Source organism: Pseudomonas frederiksbergensis, assembly GCF_017114915.1.
Lineage (GTDB): Bacteria > Pseudomonadota > Gammaproteobacteria > Pseudomonadales > Pseudomonadaceae > Aquipseudomonas > Aquipseudomonas frederiksbergensis_I.
The window spans coordinates 89,791-109,523 of sequence record NZ_JAAUOE010000007.1 but is presented as its reverse complement, the minus strand read 5'-3'; the positions used below and the strand labels follow the sequence as shown (position 1 = coordinate 109,523).

The following is a 19,733-nucleotide window of genomic DNA, read 5'->3' as shown; positions in this document are numbered from 1 at the left end:
GGGCCTCCTATCGGCGAATCGCCAGACGCTGTTCGAGGTAACGCAGCATCATGGCAATGAGGTAACAGGCCGCAACATAGAGCGCTGTGGTCACCAGCCAGGTTTCGATCACCCGGTAGCTCTCGACATTGATCTTGCGCGCGTAATAGGTCAGCTCCGGCACGGCAATCGCCGCCGCCAGCGAGGTGTCCTTGAACAGCGAAATGAAGTTGTTCGACAGCGCCGGCAGCACATTGCGCAGCATCACCGGCACGGTGATGTACGCCTTGACCTGCCACTCACCGAGCCCGATGGCCAGGCCGGCTTCACGTAACCCCTTGGGAATGCTCAACAGCCCGCCGCGAAACACTTCGGTCAGGTACGCCCCGGCATACAGCGACAGGGTGATGATGAACGACGGGATCTTGTCCAGACGAATGCCCAGGCTCGGCAACGCGAAGTAGATCAACAGGATCAACACCAGAATCGGCGTATTACGGATCACCGTCACATACACCGACGCCAGCCCCCGCAACGCCCGGTGCTTCGACAGCAAGGCAAATGCCATCAGCAGGCCGATCACGCAGCCGATGGCGATCGACACCAACGCCAGCTCAAGGCCCAGACCGAGCCCCGCCAGCAAGGTGTCGAAGTCGCGCCAGACGGCGGCAAAATTCAACTGATAGTTCATGGTCAGCAGTACCTTGAGCGGGGCGATTTTCAGGCGCCCCGCTCTCACGGGATCATTTGAATTCGACGGGGAAACCGATCGTAGGTGTTGGAAGGTCCACACCGAACCACTGCTTGAACGACGTCGCGTAAGTCGGGAACTCAACGCCAGTCATGGCTTCATGCAGCACGGTGTTAACGAAGTTCAGCCAATCCTGGTCGCCGCGTTTGACCGCGCACGCATAGGTCTGCGGACTCCAGGCATAGGCCGGGCTGCGATAGCGGCCGGGGTTCTGCACCATCAGGTATTTCACCGACGACTGATCGGTGGCCGCCGCGTCGGCACGGCCGGAGTTCACCGCCTGATACATCAAGTCCACGCTGTCGTACTGATCGACCTTGGCCTTGGGCAGCGCCTGATGCACCAGTTCTTCGGCGTACACGTTCTGCAGCACCGCCACGATCACACCGTCACCGGCGGCTTTCAGGTCGTCGATTTCCTTGTACTTGCTGTTGGCCGGCAACAACAGGCCAACGCCTTCGCGGTAGTACGGCAAGGTGAACGCGACCTGTTGGGCGCGGCTGGCGGTCACGGTGATGAACTGGCAACTCATGTCGACCTTATCGGTCAGCAGATTCGGAATCCGCGCATCCGACGATTGCACCACGAACTCGACCTTGCTCGGATCGTTGAACAACCCTTTGGCCACCATTCGCGCGATATCAATATCAAAACCCTGCAACTTGCCATCCGCGCCCTGGAAGTGCCACGGCGCATTGGTACTGCCCGTGCCCACGATCAACTTCCCACGGGCCAGCACGCTGTCGAGCTTGCTGTCTGCCGCTTGGGCGACACCCATGACAGCGGCCGAAGCCGCGAACAGAAAAACACACGCTTTAAACAACGAAGGTCGGCGATGCATGGCAAGCACTCCAGGGTCATGTTTATTCCGCTATACCGGAACTTGGTATGTAACAACGGAATAGGCAGCAGAAAGTGTGCCACAGGTTGTGAGTGGAATCTCGAGGGAATTGAAAAGTGTTTTGAATCAGATGGATGCGCGTTAGCGCGAGGAAGGTGTTACGAAATGGACAATTGAATGAGCGCTACCGATGACCCCAGCACACGGGTACTTGCGCCACAGTTGAAGGCATAACGATTCAAAACAAGGCAAGACAACCTGGCCTTTGATCTACCCGGATAAATGCCGAAGCTCAGGGACTTTTGCAGCTCTACCGCTCGCCTGCGTCCTTGTAAACATCTCCCCGCTCTCTTTTCCGAACTGCTATCACCGTCACAACCAGAACCTCATCTACAACCCGATAAACCAGTCGATACCCGGCACTGCGCAGCTTAATCTTGTAAGCATTGCCCAGCCCACTCAGCCGATCTGCTGGAACGTGCGGATTAGCCAACCGCTCCTGAAGCTTTTTCTTGAACTGCTCCCTCAACGTTGACCCGAGCTTCTGCCATTCCTTCCAGGCTTTCTCAGAAAACTCCAGCTCATAGGTCATCGAGAGAAACCTTGATTACAGGATCGTTTTCTCGCTCGCGGCAAAGGGCAATCAGTTCCATGTCTTCAAGCCGGTCCATCATCGCTTCGTATTCTTTGGCGGGGACGCAGTAGAAAGCGGGTTCATTACGGTTGAGGATTGCGACAGACAACCCACCACCCGCAGCGACTGTACCCATCGGATTTTTCTTTAGTTCGGAGATGCTCGCTACAACCTGTGAAAGCACGATATGTGTCATTTCGCTACTCCTTGAAGTGCTTTTAATAGCGCTAAAAATAGCACTCCAAATCGAGTCTGGCATCTACCCTTTGTTCATAGGATGTCCCCTTATACGTAAAGGGACTCACCGGCACCTGCCCCCTCACCTGTAATTTCTGACAGTAGACCCACCTGCTCGCCTCCTTTAACGTCAACAGGCCTTCGATTGTCTTTGAAAAGGAGATTTCAATGAGTTCGATATCCACCCACCCGACCATGGCTGCGGTCTACCGCAAGGCGCTCAAAACCTGGCGGCCGGTGATTCTGTATTTCGGCAACCAACACTGTCCCGCCTGCGAAATGGCCGAGCCGGTTTTCCGTGCAATTGCCGAGAAGTACAAGGATCACGCGCACATCTATGTGCTGAGTACGAGCCAATCCCCTCGGCATCCGGAAGTCACTGGCACACCCACTGTTCTGATCTATAAGGACGGGAGACTGCTGAAGAAGCTCAAGGGGATTGGAACCCGGGAAACCCTGGAAGAAAATTTCAAAAATCACATCGGCAAGCTCAGGCCCAAACAGATTGCCCGCAAACCCCGCCACGACTTGCAGTGGTTGCAGAAAACCTTCAGCACTTTATGCACCGCGCCTCGGGCACGGGAGCTGTTGAATGTACGGTTGATTCACGCAAAACCTGTGGGAGCGAGGCTTGCCCGCGAAGAACGATGACGCGCAATACCTGAAAAACCGCGGTGCATTCTTCGCGGGCAAGCCTCGCGCCTACAGGTCATGCGTCTTGACTTGCCGGCATTGGTGCTATTGCTTGAGCGACCCCAGCACCCGCTCGGCATTCGCCCCGCACCCCATGCCCTCGGGCCGCGTCTGGATGCTCTCGATCACCTCCAATAACTGCGCCTTGCTCTGGGCCAGGTGCAGTTGCATCGCTTCGATCTGTTCGACCTTGCGCCCAAGGCTCGCCACCAGCTCCTCGTGATTGAACTCACCCGTCGCGGCATCCGGCAGCAGCAGTTTCAGCTCTTCGAGGCTGAAACCGGCCTGTTGGGCGCACTGGATGATTTTCAGGGTTTGCAGTACTTGCGGCGGATAACGCCGATAGCCGTTGGTCTGACGCTCGACCTGACGGATTAGCCCCTGAGCCTCGTAAAACCGTATGCGCGAAGCGTTGAACCCGCTCAGTTGCGCCAATTCACCAATCTTCATCACGGCCTCATCTACACGCTTGACATTAAAGTTAACTTTAAGCTTAGCCTCTACTCATCACTGATGAGGAGTCAAGCATGTCGCCCTTCCAAACGTTGAATTTGCCCAACGGCCAGACCATCGGCAATCGCATCGCCAAAGCCGCGATGGAGGAGAACCTCGCCGATACCGGGCAGGCACCTTCCGCCGAGTTGTTTCGGCTGTATCAAGCCTGGGCCGACGGCGAGGCCGGATTGTTGCTGACCGGCAATGTGATGATCGACCGCCGCGCCATGACCGGCCCCGGTGGCGTGGTGCTGGAAGACGAGCGACACCTGGAACGCTTTCGCCAGTGGGCAACCATCGGCCGGGCCGGTGGCGCGCAGTTCTGGATGCAACTCAATCATCCTGGGCGCCAGACCATGGCCAACCTCGGCCAGCAAGCCTGGGCGCCCTCTGCCGTGGCGCTGGACCTGGGCGGGTTTTCGAAGATGTTTGCCGAACCCAAGCCCATGGGCGAGGACGATATTGCAGAAGTCATTCAACGCTTCGCCACCAGCGCCGCCCTGGCGGAAAAGGCCGGTTTCACCGGGGTGCAGATTCATGCCGCGCACGGATATCTGCTCAGCCAGTTTCTGTCGCCGTTGACCAATCGCCGCACCGACCGCTGGGGGGGTTCTCTGGAAAACCGCGCGCGTTTGCTGTTGGAAGTGCTCAGTGCTGTCCGCAAGTCGGTGTCGCCGCAGTTTTGCGTGGCCGTGAAGCTCAACTCCGCGGACTTCCAGCACGGCGGTTTCGACGCCGATGACGCCCGGCAAGTGATCCAGTGGCTCAACGAGCAACAGATCGATTTGCTCGAGCTCTCCGGTGGCAGCTACGAAGCCCCGGCCATGCAAGGCGAGGCGCGCGACGGTCGGACTTTGGCGCGAGAAGCGTACTTTCTGGAGATGGCCAGCGAACTGGCCGGTGTGGCGCGCATGCCGGTGATGGTGACCGGGGGAATACGCCGGCTGGCAATCGTCGAACAGGTGCTCGACAGCGGCATCGCCATGGCTGGCATCGGCACGGCACTGGCCATTGAACCGCAGCTGGTCAAACGCTGGCGCGAAGGCCAGAACAGCCACCCGCAGTTGCCACCGATTCGCTGGAAACGCAAAGCCCTGGCGTCGCTGGCGAACATGGCCGTGGTGAAGTTTCAGCTCCATCGATTGGGCCGCGGGCGCACGCCCAGACCGCAGGTTTCGGCGGTATGGGCATTGATCCTCGACCGGTTGTACATCGCCCGGCGTACCCGCCAGTACCGCCAGGCAATGGGCAAATAACCGACCTGTAGCAGCTGCCGAGCAGCGCGAGGCTGCGTTCGGCTGCGTNGCCAGTACCGCCAGGCAATGGGCAAATAACCGACCTGTAGCAGCTGCCGAGCAGCGCGAGGCTGCGTTCGGCTGCGTAGCAGTCGTGAGTCCGGCTGACGCGGTCTGCCTGATGCACCGCAGTTTCAGGTTTTACGACTGCTGCGCAGCCGAACGCAGCCTCGCAGGCTCGGCAGCTGCTACAAAGGGCGCCCGTCGGGGTTTTTATCGACCGGAAAAACGCAGCCGTGACAGCATCCGCAAATCGCCCTCGCGGTAATAGTCATCGGTCCAGCTGTTATCCGGAGCCAACGGCCTGACCTGCTTGAGTTGCAGTTTCTTGGCGAAGTAGCGGAACCGGTAATGCTCGTAGAAGCGCAGCAGCTCCAGCCCGTAACGGTCGGCCAGGTCGGTGTCGCCACGGATGATCAGGTAGTTCTCGTCGTTGCCGTTGCTGGCCGCGTCACTGAGGTTGTGGCTGCCGCTGATGATCGTCGGTGCATCACTGGTGAAGTCGACGACGATGGCTTTGGTGTGCACCAGCAGATTGCCCTTCTGGCCTTTCATGTTTTCCTTGAGCCAGCCTTCCAGGCCGGTGTTGAGCAGCGCGGTGGCGGCGAATTCGGCGGTGCGGTCGGCGTGGAAACCGGTGATGCTGCTGGCCGTGTTTTGCAGGCCGTAACGCAAGATGTCGTCGTGGGGCTGGCCGAGCAACGCGTTGAGTATTTCGTCCGGCAAGGAGAACGCGGTGACAAACAGCAGGTCTTTTTTCGCGGAGTCGATAATCTCGACGAACTGACGCAAGTCGCCCTTGCCCGAACGCGGTGAAAATCCGGCGAACAACGGCCGGTCCGGCTGCATCGGATTGTGCTGCGTGAGCCAGTCCCGCGTAGCGCCGACGTCCGCCGGCGTGGCCCAGACTTGCTCAAAGGTTTGCAGATAACGGGCGCCGATCCGGGCATCGTCCAGCACATGCACGACGTTGGCCTGACGGTAAACGCCGTTTGCGGTGAAATTGGTGCTGCCGCACAGTACCGCTTCGGGTTGATGCTGCCCGGTGGCGTCGAGCCGGCTCAGGACCATGAACTTGTTGTGAAAGATGTTGTGAGTGACCCGCCCGCGCTTGTTCGCCGCCGGGATTTTTTCCAGGCTGGCTTCGTTCAGCACCGTGGTGTCTTCGTCCGGTTGAGCGTGGTACAGCACCCGAACCTTCACGCCACGCTCGAAGGCAGCGTTCACCGCATCGACGATCACCTTCAATTGGTATTCATAGATCGCGATGTCCAGCGCCCACCGGCCATCCTCGGCACGTTCGATGAACCCCAGCAAGCGGGCGAGCAAACCATTTTCCAGCCATTGCCGTGGCGCGTCAGGCCACTCTTCGATGGGTAGTTTCTTGTTGGCGCTGAGCAGCGCATCGAGGTCGGCGAACTTGCGCTGGAACGCCTGACTGGCAGCCACCGCCCGGTTGAAAATCACGCTCTGCCCATTGGGCAGGCCATTGTCCGTGGTGATCGTCACCTCCAGACTTTCACCCAGCTGTATCGCATCGGCGGTGCCGTAGGCCAGGTGCACCCGATAATGAATCGTCACCCCCGGATTGACCGCGTAATCGGCCCAGCGAAATTTCTGCAGCGGCGCGGTATCACTGGGGGTGGCGTGAAACTGGGGGAACGTATGGGTCTTGCCGGGAAAGGTCAGGCTGTTGAACAGAAACAGCCAGGGTTTGCTGCCTTGCTGTTTTTCGATGGCGAACCCCAGCAGGCCTTTGCGGCGGGGTTCGGCGAGGTCGATGGCCAGCAACACACCGTTGGTGCCGGCGTAGGCTTTGACGCGGAAATCGTCCTGATCGTTGCGGGCTAGAACGCGCATGAGTCACTCCTGTGAAGATCTTTTCGCCCTACAGATCATCGATATGTTGGTAATGCGTTTGCAGCTGGGCCGCCAACACTTTAGCCCGTCCAAGGCGAATCGGTCCGCGCTCGATGTCGATCACCAACCCCGGGCAATCCAGCGCCGGCAACGCCGACCATTCCTTCAACCGTCCATCCGTCACCAGCAACAGCCGCTGCTGCTCTGCCGGAAAGCGCTTTTGCCGTGCCGCCAGCCAGCGCCCCGCCTCACCCAATGCCGCCAGCATCGGCGTACCGCCACCGGCGCCGAGCCCCTCGAGCCAGTCGCGCAAGCCCGTGGAGGCTTTCAACCCTTGCACCTGCCACTTCGGCCCATGACCGCTGGCCGTCAGCAACGCCAGGCGCGCACGCTGACGATAGGCGTCGTCGAACAGTTGCGCCAGCAGGCCCTTGGCATCGCTCAACGCCTGATGGCGCCGGGTCGAGGCCGAGGCATCGACGATTACCAGCCACAGTTCATGAGGGGTGCGGGTGCGCAGGTGAAACAGCACATCGTCGCGTTGACGCGGTCGGCCATTGATCAAGGTGCCGGGCCAGTTGATCGATCCGCTGCGCGCAGTATGACGCTTGCCCTGCTTGCCGCTATCCAGTCGTCCTGCGCGGGGTCTGGCATTCGCCCCCGCGTCCGATCGAGGGCGAATGCCTAGGGCTTTTTTGGCCAGCTCGGCACTTCACGTCGTGCGCCGACCGGCAGCGCCTGGGCGGGCATTTCGCCCCACTGGCCCTGGCCTTCTCTCGGGTTGGAGGTTTGCGAAGCGTTCTGCTGCGGCGCTTGGGGATGTTGCGACGCAGAAGTCGAATGCTCGCGACGACGATGACGCAAGGCAAACTCGGCGACCGCGTCGATATCGTCCTCGCTGATCGCGTTCGCGCCGCGCCAGGCTGCATGAGCCCGGGCCGCGCGCAGCCAGACCAGATCGGCGCGCAGGCCATCGACGCCGGCGGCAAAACAACGCTCGGTGATTTGCGCCAATGCGGCATCGTCGAGAGGAATGCTCGCCAGAGCTGAGCGCGCCTTTTGGCAACGCTCGCGCAAGGCGAGTTGCTGACGTTCCCACTCGGCGCAGAACCCTGGCGGGTCGCTGTCGAAATCCAGTCGACGACGGATGATCTGGCCGCGCTCGGCGGGTGCGGTATGGCCGCTGAGGGCGACATTCAGACCGAAGCGGTCGAGCAGTTGCGGGCGCAGTTCGCCCTCTTCCGGGTTCATGGTGCCGATCAGCACAAACTTCGCCGAATGCCGATGGGAAATCCCGTCGCGCTCGATCAGGTTGGTGCCGCTGGCGGCCACGTCGAGCAGCAGGTCCACGAGGTGATCGGGCAGCAGGTTGACTTCATCAACGTAGAGCACGCCGCCGTCGGCCTTGGCCAGCACGCCGGGAGAAAACTGAGCGCGACCTTCGCTCAGGGCCGCGTCGAGGTCGAGGGTGCCCACCAGCCGTTCTTCGGTGGCGCCCAGGGGCAAGGTGACGAATTGACCGCTGGCCAGCAGGTCTGCCAGGCCTCGGGCCAGGGTCGACTTGGCCATGCCGCGCGGGCCTTCGATCAGCACGCCACCGATTTTCGGGTCAATGGCGGTCAGGTACAGCGCGAGCTTCAAGTCATCGGCGCCGACCACGGCGGAGAGCGGGAAATGGGGGGTGTCGGTCATGTTCAAATCTCAGTCATGGTCGGTGATGATGATCGTTCCCACGCTCTGCGTGGGAATGCAGCCCGGGACGCTCTGCGTCCCAACAGCCGAACGCGGAGCGTCCGTAGAGGCATTCCCACGCAGAGCGTGGGAACGATCCCGCTAACTGTCTTCTTCTATATCCAGCAACAAATTCTCCAGCGCCTCGCGGTATTCACCCGGCTCCTGCCACATCCCCCGTTGCTGCGCTTCGAGCAGGCGCTCGGTCATGTCGCGCAAGGCGTGGGGATTGTGTTCGCGGACAAACTCCCGGGTCGCCGGATCGAGCAAATAGGCGTCCGCCAGCAACGCATACTGGTGATCGTCGATCAACTGCGTGGTGGCGTCGAACGCAAACAGGTTATCGACCGTCGCCGCCAGTTCGAACGCGCCTTTATAGCCATGTCGCTTGACCCCGTCGATCCATTTCGGATTGGCCGCCCGGGAACGGATCACCCGGTTCAGCTCTTCCTTCAATGTGCGGATCTTCGGCAAGTCCGGCTGGCTGTGGTCGCCGTGATAACTCGCCGCCGCTTCACCGCGCAGGCTTTCGACGGCCGCCAGCATGCCACCCTGGAACTGGTAATAGTCGTTGGAATCGAGCAAGTCGTGCTCGCGGTTGTCCTGGTTTTGCAGCACCGCCTGCACCTGGCTCAGACGCTGGGCGAACTGTTCGCGGGCGACGGTGCCTTCATCAGCGCCGCCGTAGGCGTAGCCGCCCCAGTTCAGGTAAACCTCGGCCAGGTCTTCACGGCTTTGCCACAAGCGACCGTCGATGGCGCCCTGCACGCCCGCGCCGTAAGCACCCGGTTTGGCCCCGAAGATGCGCCAGCCGGCCTGCCGCCTGGCCGCCTCTTCATCCAGACCGGATTCCAGCAGCGCTTGCTGCTCGGCCCGGACCTTGGCCGCCAACGGGTTGAGATCGTCCGGTTCATCCAGCGCGGCGACCGCTTGCACGGCGGCGTCGAACAGGCGGATCAGGTTGGCAAAGGCATCCCGGAAAAATCCGGAGACGCGCAAGGTCACGTCTACCCGTGGCCGGTCCAGCAGGCTCAACGGTAGAATCTCGAAGTCGTCGACGCGCTGACTGCCCGTCGCCCACACCGGCCGCACGCCCATCAACGCCATGGCCTGGGCAATGTCGTCGCCGCCGGTGCGCATGGTCGCGGTGCCCCAGACCGACAGTCCGAGCTGACGCAGGTGATCGCCGTGGTCCTGCAAATGCCGCTCAAGAATCAGGTTGGCGGATTGGAAGCCGATACGCCACGCCGTGGTGGTCGGCAGGTTGCGCACGTCCACCGAATAGAAATTGCGCCCGGTGGGCAGCACGTCCAGCCGCCCGCGACTCGGTGCGCCACTCGGCCCGGCTGGGACGAATCGACCGCTGAGGGCGTCCAGCAGGCCGCGCATTTCTGCCGGGCCACAAGCGTCCAGACGCGGGGCAACGACCTCGCGCAAGCTGTCGATGATCGCACTCACGTCGGACCAGCCCGCCGTCTGTGGGAGCGAGCCTTTGTGGCGAGGGGGCTTGCCCCCGTTGGACTGCGCAGCAGTCCCGTTTTTTGGGGCCGCTTCGCGACCCAACGGGGGCAAGCCCCCTCGCCACAAAGGCTCGCTCCCACAGGGGCCGGATATGGCTTGAGGTCCCTCGACCTCGGCATTCAAAGTCTGCGAGATCAGTTGAGCGGCGAACAATTCCAGACGTTCGCGGGTATCACCCGCCGTGCGCCAGACTTCGTCTGTTAGGGTTTCCAGTGGCTCGGGACGCGGTCCGGTCCACGGTTCAGCCAGGGCGCAATCCAGCGGATCGAAGCCCAATCCAAAAGCCTTGGCCAGCGCCCGCAGCACGCTTGACTGCGCGCCACGACCGTCGCCGCGAGGAATGCGCAGCAAGGCCAACAAGGTGTCGACGCGCAACCGACCGACCGGCGATTCGCCAAACACGTGCAGGCCATCGCGGATCTGCGACTCCTTCAAGTCGCACAGGTAGGTGTCCAGACGCGGCAACCAGATCGCCGCGTCGGCATCGCTGTCGAGTGGCTCGTCCAGTTGCAGTTCACGGTCAATGTGCGTATCGCGCACCAGTTGCAGAATGTCGCGCTGCAGTTCCCGGGCGCGGCGCGGATCGAGCAATTGCGCTTCGTAATATTCGTCGGCCAGCCACTCGAGATTGCGCAGCGGACCATAGGTTTCGGCGCGGGTCAGCGGCGGCATCAGGTGATCGATGATCACCGCTTGCGTGCGGCGCTTGGCCTGGGCGCCCTCGCCCGGGTCGTTGACGATGAACGGATAGATGTTCGGCAGCGGCCCGAGCAATGCGTCGGGCCAGCAGTTTTCCGACAACCCGACGCCCTTGCCCGGCAGCCATTCGAGGTTGCCGTGCTTGCCGACGTGAATCACGCCGTGGGCGCCGTAGGTGTTGCGCAACCAGAAGTAGAACGCCAGGTAGCCATGGGGCGGCACCAGGTCCGGGTCGTGATAGACCGCGCTCGGGTCAACCTGATAACCCCGCGCCGGTTGAATGCCGACGAAGGTCAGGCCGAAGCGCAATCCGGCAATCATCATTCGCCCGCCACGGAACATCGGATCGCTTTCGGGCGCACCCCAACGCTCCAGTACCGCCTGGCGGTTGGCGTCGGGCAGTGCGTTGAACATCAAAAAGTAATCATCCAGCGCCAGGCTTTGCTGACACGGACGTTGATCAAGCGTGTCCAGGTCATTGCTGACACCGCCGAGCAATTGCTGGATCAGCGCGGTGCCACTGTCCGGCAACTCGGCCGGTAGCGGGTAACCTTCTTGATGCAGTGCATGCAGGATGTTCAGCGCCGCGGCGGGCGTGTCGAGACCGACGCCATTACCGATTCGTCCATCGCGAGTCGGGTAGTTGGCGAGGATCAGGGCGATGCGTTTTTCGCCATTGGGCACTCGCGCCAGATCGATCCAGCGCCGCGCCAGTTCGGCGACAAAATCCATGCGTTCCGGTTGTGGCCGGTAGCAAACCACGTCGGATTGACTGCGCTCGCTGCGCCAAGCCAGATCCTTGAAGCTGATTGGCCGACTGATGATTCGCCCGTCCAGCTCCGGCAGCGCGATGTGCATCGCCAGGTCACGGGGACCGAGGCCTTGCTCGCTCGCCAGCCAACCGGGCTCGTTGTCTTGGGCGCAGATCGCCTGGATCACCGGGATGTTGCGGCGAAACGGCCGCAGGTGCGGCGCTTCGGGGCTGGACTGGGCGAAACCGGTGGTGTTCAGAATCACCCCCGCCTCGACCTCATCCAGCAGGTCTTCGACCACCGTCAGGCAGCCGGGCTCTTTCAGACTGGCCAGCGCAATCGGCAACGGGTTGAGCCCCGCCGCCTGCAAACGCTGGCAGAAAATATCGATGAAACCAGTGTTGGCTGCCTGCAAGTGCGAGCGGTAAAAAAGCACCGCCGCCACCGGTTGATCGGGCTGCCAGTCGGCTTGCCAGTCCTGAAGGTGCGCGGGGCTTTTTTGCGGGTGGTAGATCGCGGTGCGTGGCAGGGTTTGCGGCTCGCCCCAGGTGTAATCGCGATCCAGCCAGCGATTGGCCAGGCAGCGGAAAAAATCCAGGGCATTGCTCATGCCGCCCTGACGCAAAAACTGCCAGAGCCGGTCGCGGTCTTCGGGGATCACGGTGCTCAGGTCGCTGAGTTCCGGGTCCGGGCGATCGTCGCCCGGCACCAGAATCAGTTGCACCCCGCGCCGGGACAATTCCACCAGACGCTCGATGCCGTAACGCCAATAGGCGATGCCGCCATGCAGCGAGATCAGAATCACCTTGGCGTGGCGCAGCACTTCGTCGACATAGAGATCGACCGAGGCGTGATTCTGCACCTGCATCGGGTTGGCCAGGCGCAAGCTCGGGTAATCGTCGGGCAGCTGCTGCGCCGCTTCGGCGAGCAACGCCAGGCTGGAATCGCCGCTGCACAGGACCACCAGCTCGGCGGGGGTTTGTCCAAGGTCGGCAATGTTGTCATCCGACACGAAACCGCCGGGCTGGGTCCTGAGCAGGTGCATGGGTTAAACGCTGAGCGCAGCGCGCAATTGCGCTTCGAGTTGAACGGCGTCCAGCGCCTGACCGATCAACACCAGTCGCGTAGTGCGTGCCTCTTCGACGCCCCACTGACGGTCGAAGTGTTTGTCGAAACGCGTGCCTACGCCCTGGATCAGCAGGCGCATCGGTTTGTTCGGCACCGCCGCGAAACCCTTGACCCGCAGAATGTCATGCTGGACCACCAGTTGCGTCAGCGCGTCCATCAGCAGGCTTTCGTCGGCTTGTGGCAGCTCGATCGAGATGGAGTCGAACGCGTCATGGTCGTGATCATGATCGTCTTCACCTTCATGATGATGATCGTGATGGCTGTGGCGGCTGTCGATGTGTTCTTCGGAACCGGCGCCGAGGCCGATCAGCACGTCCAGTGGCAGACGACCGCTGCTGGCTTCGATGACTTTCACCGCCGGCGGCAGTTCTTCAGCGACTTCCAGGCGCACACGGGCCAGGTCTGCGGCGCTGATCAGGTCGGCCTTGTTGAGGATCACCAGGTCGGCGCTGGCCAATTGGTCGGCGAACAGTTCATGCAGCGGCGATTCGTGGTCCAGGTTCGGGTCGAGTTTGCGCTGGGCATCCACTTGATCCGGGAACGCGGCGAAGGTCCCCGCAGCGACGGCCGGGCTGTCGACCACGGTAATCACCGCGTCAACGGTGCAGGCGCTGCGGATTTCTGGCCACTGGAAGGCTTGAACCAGAGGTTTTGGCAGGGCCAGGCCCGAGGTTTCGATGAGAATGTGGTCGAGGTCGCCGCGACGAGCAACCAGCTCGCGCATCACCGGGAAGAACTCTTCCTGAACGGTGCAGCACAGGCAGCCGTTGGCCAGTTCATAGACGCGACCGCTGGCTTCCTCTTCGGTGCAGCCGATCGAGCATTGCTTGAGGATCTCACCGTCGATGCCCAGCTCGCCGAACTCGTTGACGATCACCGCGATGCGACGGCCCTGGGCGTTGTCGAGCATGTGGCGCAGCAAGGTGGTTTTGCCCGAGCCGAGGAAGCCGGTAACGATGGTGACGGGGAGTTTGGCCAGTGTTTTCATCGGATGCCCTTTGGCAAGGTGGCGGGCATACGGGACGACGACCGGCAACGCGGGCGCGCGTGCCTGAAGAGTTCGCCACCGGATCACCCCGCCCGGTTGAAAGTGAGAATCTGTGTCGAGGCAGGTCTCCTGGCTGACGGTGTGCCAATCGTTGGACTGGCGTTTGCTGCGCCTTCCCGCGAACCTGATGGATCAGGGCTTGCAGTGGCGTGGCAGCGAACATCACCGTTCACAGTTGCGGGGGCAGCCGCGGCATCGACCGCGTTCCCTTCTTAGCTTCGGCAGACGCCGAAGAACCTCGAGAGCGCAAGGCTACGCATCGTGTGGGGGCGGGTCAATCACTGCGCACGCCACCTCCTCCTACCAAAAGCCAATCAGCATCCAAACGAGAACCCGTTCCAATTGACGCCCAACCCTCGCCCATGCTCTCCTACACGCCTTGTTACGGGTGCCCTTCACAGGGTGAAACGGGAAACCGGTGAATCATGTGCTTTACTCTAAAGCCATGTCAGTCCGGTGCTGCCCCCGCAACGGTAAGCGAGTGAAGCGTCAGATCCACTGTGCCTGTCATACGGCATGGGAAGGTGATGCTTGCAGGTCCAGGCGTTAGCCCTGCCCCTCGCGAGCCCGGAGACCGGCCCGCAACACAAAGTGACTTTTACGTTCACTGAATAACAAACCCGCGGTGGGCGGGCGCTGTTCGAAACCTCTGCGAGCCCTTGGCGTGTGGAGGTTTTCATGCGCTCTATTCACCCGCTGACAGACCAGAGGGAAGCGCCATGTCGATCATCAGCAGCACCGGCAGCAACACCGATAAGAGCATCGCCAGCACCACCACAACCCTGAGCCAACGCCTGACCGCCGCTTTTTGTGCGTCGATCCTTGGCGCCAGCCTTGTGTATTTCGCCGGTTTCTCGCACATCGAAGCGGTGCACAACGCCGCCCACGATACCCGTCACAGCTCTGCCTTTCCGTGCCATTGAGACCCGCTGAGATGATCAAGCGTATTGCGCAAACCGCAGGGTTCACCGGGCTGCTGGCCGCCCTGCTGCTGACCCTGCTGCAAAGCTTCTGGGTCGCCCCGCTGATTTTGCAGGCCGAGACTTACGAAAAATCCGAGCCGGCCGCTGTTGAAGTCCACGAACACGCCGCGGGCGCTGTCGCTCACACCCATGATGCCGAAGCCTGGGAACCGGAAGACGGCTGGCAGCGCGTGCTGTCCACTACCGGCGGCAACCTGGTGGTGGCAGTCGGTTTCGCCCTGATGCTTGCCGGTCTCTACACCCTGCGCGCACCGACCAAAACCTCTCAGGGCTTGCTCTGGGGGCTGGCCGGTTACGCGACCTTCGTGCTGGCACCAACGCTTGGCCTGCCACCTGAACTGCCGGGCACTGCCGCGGCGGATCTGGCGCAACGGCAGATCTGGTGGATTGGCACTGCCGCTTCCACCGCTGTAGGCATCGCGCTGATCGTGTTCAGCCGTCACTGGCTGATGAAAGTCCTCGGTGTGGCGATCCTGGCCGTGCCGCATGTGATCGGCGCGCCGCAACCGGAAGTCCATTCGATGCTGGCTCCGGAGGCCCTGGAAGCGCAATTCAAAATCGCTTCGCAGCTGACCAACATGGCGTTCTGGCTGGCCCTGGGCCTGATCAGCGCCTGGTTGTTCCGCCGCAAAAGCGATGGCCAATACTGCGCATGACGGACGTCAGCGCAGCGCCGACCCTGGTGGTCGGCCTGGGCTGCCAGCGCGGCTGCCCCGTCAGCACGCTGCGGGCGCTGCTCGATCAGGCATTACAGGCTCATCAAATCGGGCTCCATGAGATCAAGGCCCTGGCCAGCATCGACCTGAAGCGCGAAGAACCTGGCCTGATCGAACTGGCCGAACAGCTGGCATTACCGTTGGTGTACTTCAGCAGCGAACAGTTGGCGGCCTATCAAGGGCAACTCAGCCATCACTCGGACATCGCATTTGAACGCACCGGCTGCTACGGCGTAGCGGAAAGTGCCGCGCTGGCCCTGGCCGAACAATTGGCCCGGGCACCGGCAAAGCTACTGATTCCACGACAAAAATACGCCCAGGCCACCCTGGCATTGGCCAGCGCCGCGTAAAATCCCGATAATCCCCGCCTTCGATCATGAGCATTCTTCATCTGCAGTGTGCCCATGCCCTTTTCTGACAGGAAACGACGATGACCGTCTACTTCATTGGCGCAGGCCCCGGCGACCCGGAACTGATCACCGTCAAAGGCCAGCGGCTGATTCGTAGCTGCCCGGTCATCATCTATGCCGGCTCCCTGGTCCCCGCCGCCGTGCTGGAGGGCCACCGGGCCGAACAGGTGGTCAACAGCGCCGAGCTGCACCTGGAACAGATCGTCGAGCTGATCAAGAGCGCCCATGCCAACGGCCAGGACGTGGCCCGGGTGCATTCCGGCGATCCGAGCCTGTATGGCGCGATTGGCGAGCAGATTCGTTACCTGCGCGAACTCGACATCCCTTTCGAAATCATTCCCGGCGTCACCGCCACCGCCGCCTGCGCTGCCCTGTTGGGTGCCGAGCTGACCCTGCCGGACGTGTCACAGAGCGTGATTCTCACCCGTTACGCCGACAAGACCGCCATGCCGGCCGGGGAAGAACTCGGGAGCCTGGCGCAGCACGGGGCGACCATGGCGATCCACCTGGGGGTCAATCATCTGGAGAAGATCCTTGCCCAATTGCTGCCGCATTACGGCGCCGATTGCCCGATCGCGGTGATCCATCGGGCGACCTGGCCGGATCAGGATTGGGTGGTGGGGACGCTTGAGGACATTGCGCAGAAGGTTCAAGCCAAGGGCTTTCGCCGAACGGCGCTGATTCTGGTGGGTCGGGTGTTGGGCAGCGATCACTTCAGTGAGTCGTCGCTGTATCGCGCGGGGCATGCGCACCTATACAGACCCTGAAGCACTGATCGTTCCCACGCTCTGCGTGGGAATGCAGCCCGGGACGCTCCGCGTCCCAAGAGCGGACGCAGAGCGTCCATTGAGGCATTCCCACGCAGAGCGTAGGAACGATCATCCTTAAAAGCTTCACCCATAAAAAACGGCGCTCACGGAGGCGCCGTTTTTTTATGTCGCAGCGAACACCTTAGTAGTAGGCGTTTTCTTTCTGCGTGTGGTCGGTCACGTCACGAACACCCTTGAGCTCGGGAATGCGCTCGAGCAAGGTGCGCTCGATGCCTTCCTTCAGGGTGACGTCTGCCTGGCCGCAGCCCTGGCAACCACCGCCGAACTGCAGCACGGCGATCCCGTCTTCGACCACATCGATCAGGCTGACCTGACCGCCGTGGCTGGCCAGCCCCGGGTTGATCTCGGTTTGCAGGTAGTAGTTGATGCGCTCGTTGATCGGGCTGTCAGCGTTGACCATCGGGACTTTGGCGTTTGGCGCCTTGATGGTCAGCTGGCCGCCCATGCGGTCGGTGGCGTAGTCGACGACCGCATCGTCCAGAAACGCTTCGCTGAACGAGTCGATGTAGGCGGTGAAGCTTTTGAGCCCCAGCGCCGTGTCTTCAGGTTTTTCTTCGCCCGGCTTGCAGTAGGCAATGCAGGTTTCGGCGTACTGGGTGCCAGGCTGGGTGATAAAGACGCGGATGCCAATGCCCGGGGTGTTCTGCTTGGAGAGCAGATCAGCCAGGTAATCGTGGGCGGCGTCGGTAATGGTAATAGCGGTCATGGAAACTCCTCGCAGGCTTGGGCGCAGTTTACGCCAATCGACGCGCCGCACAAAGTCCCAGTATTTTTGTCAGGAAAGCAGCCATCAGAGATTCTCATAACGGTTCATATCCAGCACGCCCTCTTCCACCGGATCGGTGTCGTGGATGTACCGGCTCAGATCATGGAAATACTGCCAGAACTGCGGATGGCTGCGGCGAATGCCCCAGCGTTCGACGATTTTCTCGAAACTGGCAGCGTCCCTGGCGTTTTCCATTTCGTCGACGAACGCGGGCACTTGCCCGGCCGGGATGTTGAACATGAAGTTCGGGTAGCTGCTCAGAACACCCGGATAAATCGTCAAGGTGTCGAGCCCCGGCTGATAACGCAGCGATTCACCGAGCAGAAACGCCACGTTACTGTGAGCCCGGTTGCGCAACAGGCTGTATACCTCACGTTTGCCGCTTTGAGTCTCGATGCGCAACACCGTGGCTTCCGGCAACTGATCGATGACTTTCAAACCGGCAGCCGGGCGTGAAGCCAGGCGACTGAGGGCCTGCTCGGCGTTCTGCAACGCCAGATCAATGTTCGGCCGCGAGCAATAAGCGCCGTCGCAGCGGTTGATCGGGTCGGGCCTGGCGTTGAGGTCGCCGTAACGGGTCAGCAACTGCTGGACGAAATCGCGTTTCGGATCGGTTTCGTCCAGATTCAGCGCCGTCGGCTTGTCGTTGTCGATGTCCTCGTAATCCAGCCACATCTTGAACTTGCCGCTGTTCTGATACCAATCGTCAAGGTAGCCGTTGCGTGAATCGGCCGGCATCAAGCGCAGGAAATTCTGCTCGGCGCCATTGCGGATCAGGTCGAAGTACAGCCGGGTCTGGGCCTGATGGGACACGTTGCCGAACACATCGAAGTTGACCGCCAACTGATAATACGTGCGTTCCAGCAGCGGGTAATCGAACAGCCACATCGTCTGCGGCACATCGCCGATCAGGCCCTTGGTCACCGAGGCGCTGTCGAAATGCCGAAAGATACTCAGTAGTGCGTTGTCATTGCCGGCCCACAAGGTCGACCAGCTCGGCGCCGGCAAGTCGGCATAGCTGTCCCGGCGCAGGGCCTCATATTCGTTACGCTTATTGCGGTAGTCGTGCCACAGGCTCAGGACGCTGCCGACGTCATCGTTCTGCCCCGGCATCGCCAGCAACGGCGTGGCCTGGCCGCGATAGTTCGGGTCGGTGATGTAAAGGTCATGCTCCGGGGCCTGGAACAATGCCCAGAAGTTATCGCGAATCACGTCGGTGGCGATCTGGCCGCGGCAGACCGGGCCGCGAATGAACGTGCGTACGAAGTATTCGGCGTTATCGAGCATGAACTGGTAACGCGCCTGGGCCGGGATCGCCTCGAACGTGGCAAACGGATTGGCCCGCCGCTCCGGGCCGTATCCCGGCAAGGCGTTGACCTGCCAGTTCCCGTTGTAAAACAGGCTTTTGACCCGCGCCATCTTCGCCGCACTCAGCGGGTAGGTGATGTGGGTTTTGTGCACGATCACGCCTTGCACCGGCCACAGACGGTAATAGACCTGAGTGCCCGGGTCGTCATTCGGACGGCGAGTGTTAATCAGGTCGATGGGCTGCCCCGTCGGCGTGCGCGAACGCACCCACTGAAAGAAATGCCCCGGCTCGCCGTCCTTGAAATAGAGATGGGCCAGGAACCAATGCTCGAACAACCAGCGCCCGACCAGACTTTCCCGCGCACCCGGTGCGTTGAGCAGGTTTTCCCACTGCACCACCTGCAAGGCTTCCTTGGCGCTGGGTACCAGGCCCTGCTCATCAATCGGCGCACCGGAGGTCAGCCAGCGTTGCAGCGTCTGGTATTGCTGATCGGTCAGGCCGGTGACTGCCAGCGGCATGCCCTCTTTCGGATGGGAGCTGGCGTAACCGTCGAACTCCGCCGGCATGGCGCACAGCGTTTCCCGGTTCAGGCCCAGGACGATCTCTTCCGGCAATTTGGCGTTGGGTTGCAACGGCGTTCCATGGCCTAGTTCAAGCATGCGCGCCATCAGCGCCGCCTGACTGCCTTGGGCGTCGAGCACCGAATAGAAGCCCTTTTGCTGCCAGGCACGTTTGCCGAAGGCGTCATAAAACAACCGGGTCGGCGCGGCGGCACGGCTGCGTTCGCCGTCATAGACTAGCGCCTTCGTCGCGCCTCGGGCCGCCCCTTCGCCACTGCCCAGGTTGAGCTGACAGGCGGCGTCGTAGCAGGCATGGCAGGCCACGCACTTTTCGGTGAAGATCGGTTGAATATCGCGAGCGTAGGAAATGTCCGGACCTTGCGCAGCGGCGCCCCCGCTTAAAAACAGCAGCAATAGGCTGGTGACGACGCGATACGACATATCCCTGGTCCTGATCAAAAGAAAACGCCGCGATTCTACCGGTCTGGCCTGTGC

Annotated in this window: 18 protein-coding genes and 2 riboswitches; of the genes, 6 read left to right on the top strand and 12 right to left on the bottom strand. The window is 61.5% G+C overall.

Annotated features, from left to right (window positions below; genetic code table 11):
* Window positions 1–7: 7 nt before the first annotated feature.
* The 4 genes from HCU66_RS07905 to HCU66_RS07890 all read right to left on the bottom strand — a co-directional run bounded on the left by HCU66_RS07905 (window position 8) and on the right by HCU66_RS07890 (window position 2,401).
* Window positions 8–670 carry an amino acid ABC transporter permease gene (locus HCU66_RS07905; protein ID WP_018927655.1) on the bottom strand — a complete coding sequence of 221 codons (663 nt, stop codon included), beginning with the start codon at window positions 668–670 and terminating at the stop codon, window positions 8–10.
* Window positions 671–722: 52 nt separating this feature from the next.
* Window positions 723–1,571, bottom strand: a complete 849-nt coding sequence (locus HCU66_RS07900) for a transporter substrate-binding domain-containing protein (protein WP_205887948.1) — start codon at window positions 1,569–1,571, stop codon at window positions 723–725.
* A 310-nt stretch (window positions 1,572–1,881) separates the two neighbouring features.
* Complete coding sequence (locus HCU66_RS07895) at window positions 1,882–2,163, bottom strand: type II toxin-antitoxin system RelE family toxin (RefSeq protein WP_205887947.1); 282 nt, start codon at window positions 2,161–2,163, stop codon at window positions 1,882–1,884.
* On the bottom strand, window positions 2,153–2,401 hold the full coding sequence (locus HCU66_RS07890) for a type II toxin-antitoxin system Phd/YefM family antitoxin (RefSeq protein ID WP_205887946.1): 249 nt from the start codon (window positions 2,399–2,401) through the stop codon (window positions 2,153–2,155). The genes HCU66_RS07895 and HCU66_RS07890 overlap by 11 nt, the downstream gene beginning before the upstream one ends.
* Window positions 2,402–2,610: 209 nt before the next feature.
* Here HCU66_RS07890 and HCU66_RS07885 point away from each other — a divergent pair, with 209 nt between their 5' ends.
* The gene (locus tag HCU66_RS07885; RefSeq protein WP_205887945.1) at window positions 2,611–3,093 is read left to right on the top strand and encodes a thioredoxin family protein; all 483 of its coding nucleotides are present in this window, start codon (window positions 2,611–2,613) and stop codon (window positions 3,091–3,093) included.
* An 87-nt stretch (window positions 3,094–3,180) separates the two neighbouring features.
* On the opposite strand, the gene HCU66_RS07880 is transcribed toward HCU66_RS07885, so the two are convergent.
* Entirely contained in the window at window positions 3,181–3,585 is a 405-nt protein-coding gene (locus HCU66_RS07880) for a MerR family transcriptional regulator (protein WP_205887944.1), read from the bottom strand.
* A gap of 77 nt (window positions 3,586–3,662) precedes the next feature.
* Between HCU66_RS07880 and HCU66_RS07875 the strand changes: the two genes are divergently transcribed.
* Window positions 3,663–4,886 carry an NADH:flavin oxidoreductase/NADH oxidase family protein gene (locus tag HCU66_RS07875; RefSeq protein WP_205887943.1) on the top strand — a complete coding sequence of 408 codons (1,224 nt, stop codon included), beginning with the start codon at window positions 3,663–3,665 and terminating at the stop codon, window positions 4,884–4,886.
* Window positions 4,887–5,138: 252 nt separating this feature from the next.
* Here the strand turns inward: HCU66_RS07875 and HCU66_RS07870 are convergent, their stop codons facing one another.
* From HCU66_RS07870 to cobW, 5 genes are all read right to left on the bottom strand, one after another.
* Window positions 5,139–6,785, bottom strand: coding sequence for a phospholipase D-like domain-containing protein (locus tag HCU66_RS07870; RefSeq protein ID WP_205887942.1), 1,647 nt, complete (start codon window positions 6,783–6,785; stop codon window positions 5,139–5,141).
* Window positions 6,786–6,813: 28 nt separating this feature from the next.
* The gene (locus HCU66_RS07865) at window positions 6,814–7,350 is read right to left on the bottom strand and encodes a vWA domain-containing protein (protein WP_205887941.1); all 537 of its coding nucleotides are present in this window, start codon (window positions 7,348–7,350) and stop codon (window positions 6,814–6,816) included.
* Between the two features lie 119 nt (window positions 7,351–7,469).
* Window positions 7,470–8,477: a magnesium chelatase ATPase subunit I gene (locus HCU66_RS07860; RefSeq protein WP_205887940.1), complete on the bottom strand. Its 1,008-nt coding sequence runs from the start codon at window positions 8,475–8,477 to the stop codon at window positions 7,470–7,472.
* Window positions 8,478–8,618: 141 nt separating this feature from the next.
* A complete protein-coding gene (gene cobN / locus HCU66_RS07855; protein WP_205887939.1) occupies window positions 8,619–12,533 on the bottom strand; it encodes a cobaltochelatase subunit CobN in 3,915 nt (1,304 codons plus the stop codon).
* 3 nt (window positions 12,534–12,536) lie between these two features.
* Window positions 12,537–13,604: a cobalamin biosynthesis protein CobW gene (cobW, locus tag HCU66_RS07850; protein ID WP_205887938.1), complete on the bottom strand. Its 1,068-nt coding sequence runs from the start codon at window positions 13,602–13,604 to the stop codon at window positions 12,537–12,539.
* A gap of 102 nt (window positions 13,605–13,706) precedes the next feature.
* A riboswitch (cobalamin riboswitch) is annotated at window positions 13,707–13,920 on the bottom strand.
* A 113-nt stretch (window positions 13,921–14,033) separates the two neighbouring features.
* A riboswitch (cobalamin riboswitch) is annotated at window positions 14,034–14,261 on the top strand.
* Window positions 14,262–14,383: 122 nt separating this feature from the next.
* Here cobW and HCU66_RS07845 point away from each other — a divergent pair.
* The 4 genes from HCU66_RS07845 to cobM all read left to right on the top strand — a co-directional run bounded on the left by HCU66_RS07845 (window position 14,384) and on the right by cobM (window position 16,540).
* The gene (locus tag HCU66_RS07845; RefSeq protein WP_205887937.1) at window positions 14,384–14,587 is read left to right on the top strand and encodes a CbtB domain-containing protein; all 204 of its coding nucleotides are present in this window, start codon (window positions 14,384–14,386) and stop codon (window positions 14,585–14,587) included.
* 11 nt (window positions 14,588–14,598) lie between these two features.
* Window positions 14,599–15,303, top strand: coding sequence for a CbtA family protein (locus HCU66_RS07840; RefSeq protein WP_205887936.1), 705 nt, complete (start codon window positions 14,599–14,601; stop codon window positions 15,301–15,303).
* Window positions 15,300–15,713: a cobalamin biosynthesis protein gene (locus HCU66_RS07835; RefSeq protein ID WP_205887935.1), complete on the top strand. Its 414-nt coding sequence runs from the start codon at window positions 15,300–15,302 to the stop codon at window positions 15,711–15,713. The genes HCU66_RS07840 and HCU66_RS07835 overlap by 4 nt, the downstream gene beginning before the upstream one ends.
* 80 nt (window positions 15,714–15,793) lie before the next feature.
* Window positions 15,794–16,540 (top strand): precorrin-4 C(11)-methyltransferase, encoded by a 747-nt coding sequence (gene cobM, locus HCU66_RS07830; RefSeq protein WP_205887934.1) that lies wholly within the window; start codon window positions 15,794–15,796, stop codon window positions 16,538–16,540.
* Window positions 16,541–16,724: 184 nt separating this feature from the next.
* Here cobM and nfuA read toward each other — a convergent pair whose 3' ends face one another.
* Together nfuA and HCU66_RS07820 are read right to left on the bottom strand one after the other, a co-directional pair.
* Window positions 16,725–17,309, bottom strand: coding sequence for a Fe-S biogenesis protein NfuA (gene nfuA, locus HCU66_RS07825; protein WP_007959519.1), 585 nt, complete (start codon window positions 17,307–17,309; stop codon window positions 16,725–16,727).
* A gap of 84 nt (window positions 17,310–17,393) precedes the next feature.
* Window positions 17,394–19,679, bottom strand: coding sequence for a fatty acid cis/trans isomerase (locus tag HCU66_RS07820; protein WP_205887933.1), 2,286 nt, complete (start codon window positions 19,677–19,679; stop codon window positions 17,394–17,396).
* Between the last annotated feature and the right edge of the window lie 54 nt (window positions 19,680–19,733).

Coding starts and splice junctions, on each gene's coding strand:
- cobN (WP_205887939.1), bottom strand. CDS start 12,533: ATGCACCTGCTCAGGACCCAGCCCGGCGGTTTCGTGTCGGATGACAAC.
- HCU66_RS07845 (WP_205887937.1), top strand. CDS start 14,384: ATGTCGATCATCAGCAGCACCGGCAGCAACACCGATAAGAGCATCGCC.
- cobW (WP_205887938.1), bottom strand. CDS start 13,604: ATGAAAACACTGGCCAAACTCCCCGTCACCATCGTTACCGGCTTCCTC.
- HCU66_RS07840 (WP_205887936.1), top strand. CDS start 14,599: ATGATCAAGCGTATTGCGCAAACCGCAGGGTTCACCGGGCTGCTGGCC.
- HCU66_RS07875 (WP_205887943.1), top strand. CDS start 3,663: ATGTCGCCCTTCCAAACGTTGAATTTGCCCAACGGCCAGACCATCGGC.
- HCU66_RS07885 (WP_205887945.1), top strand. CDS start 2,611: ATGAGTTCGATATCCACCCACCCGACCATGGCTGCGGTCTACCGCAAG.
- HCU66_RS07835 (WP_205887935.1), top strand. CDS start 15,300: ATGACGGACGTCAGCGCAGCGCCGACCCTGGTGGTCGGCCTGGGCTGC.
- HCU66_RS07895 (WP_205887947.1), bottom strand. CDS start 2,163: ATGACCTATGAGCTGGAGTTTTCTGAGAAAGCCTGGAAGGAATGGCAG.
- HCU66_RS07870 (WP_205887942.1), bottom strand. CDS start 6,785: ATGCGCGTTCTAGCCCGCAACGATCAGGACGATTTCCGCGTCAAAGCC.
- HCU66_RS07820 (WP_205887933.1), bottom strand. CDS start 19,679: ATGTCGTATCGCGTCGTCACCAGCCTATTGCTGCTGTTTTTAAGCGGG.
- HCU66_RS07900 (WP_205887948.1), bottom strand. CDS start 1,571: ATGCATCGCCGACCTTCGTTGTTTAAAGCGTGTGTTTTTCTGTTCGCG.
- HCU66_RS07860 (WP_205887940.1), bottom strand. CDS start 8,477: ATGACCGACACCCCCCATTTCCCGCTCTCCGCCGTGGTCGGCGCCGAT.
- HCU66_RS07890 (WP_205887946.1), bottom strand. CDS start 2,401: ATGACACATATCGTGCTTTCACAGGTTGTAGCGAGCATCTCCGAACTA.
- HCU66_RS07880 (WP_205887944.1), bottom strand. CDS start 3,585: ATGAAGATTGGTGAATTGGCGCAACTGAGCGGGTTCAACGCTTCGCGC.
- cobM (WP_205887934.1), top strand. CDS start 15,794: ATGACCGTCTACTTCATTGGCGCAGGCCCCGGCGACCCGGAACTGATC.
- nfuA (WP_007959519.1), bottom strand. CDS start 17,309: ATGACCGCTATTACCATTACCGACGCCGCCCACGATTACCTGGCTGAT.
- HCU66_RS07905 (WP_018927655.1), bottom strand. CDS start 670: ATGAACTATCAGTTGAATTTTGCCGCCGTCTGGCGCGACTTCGACACC.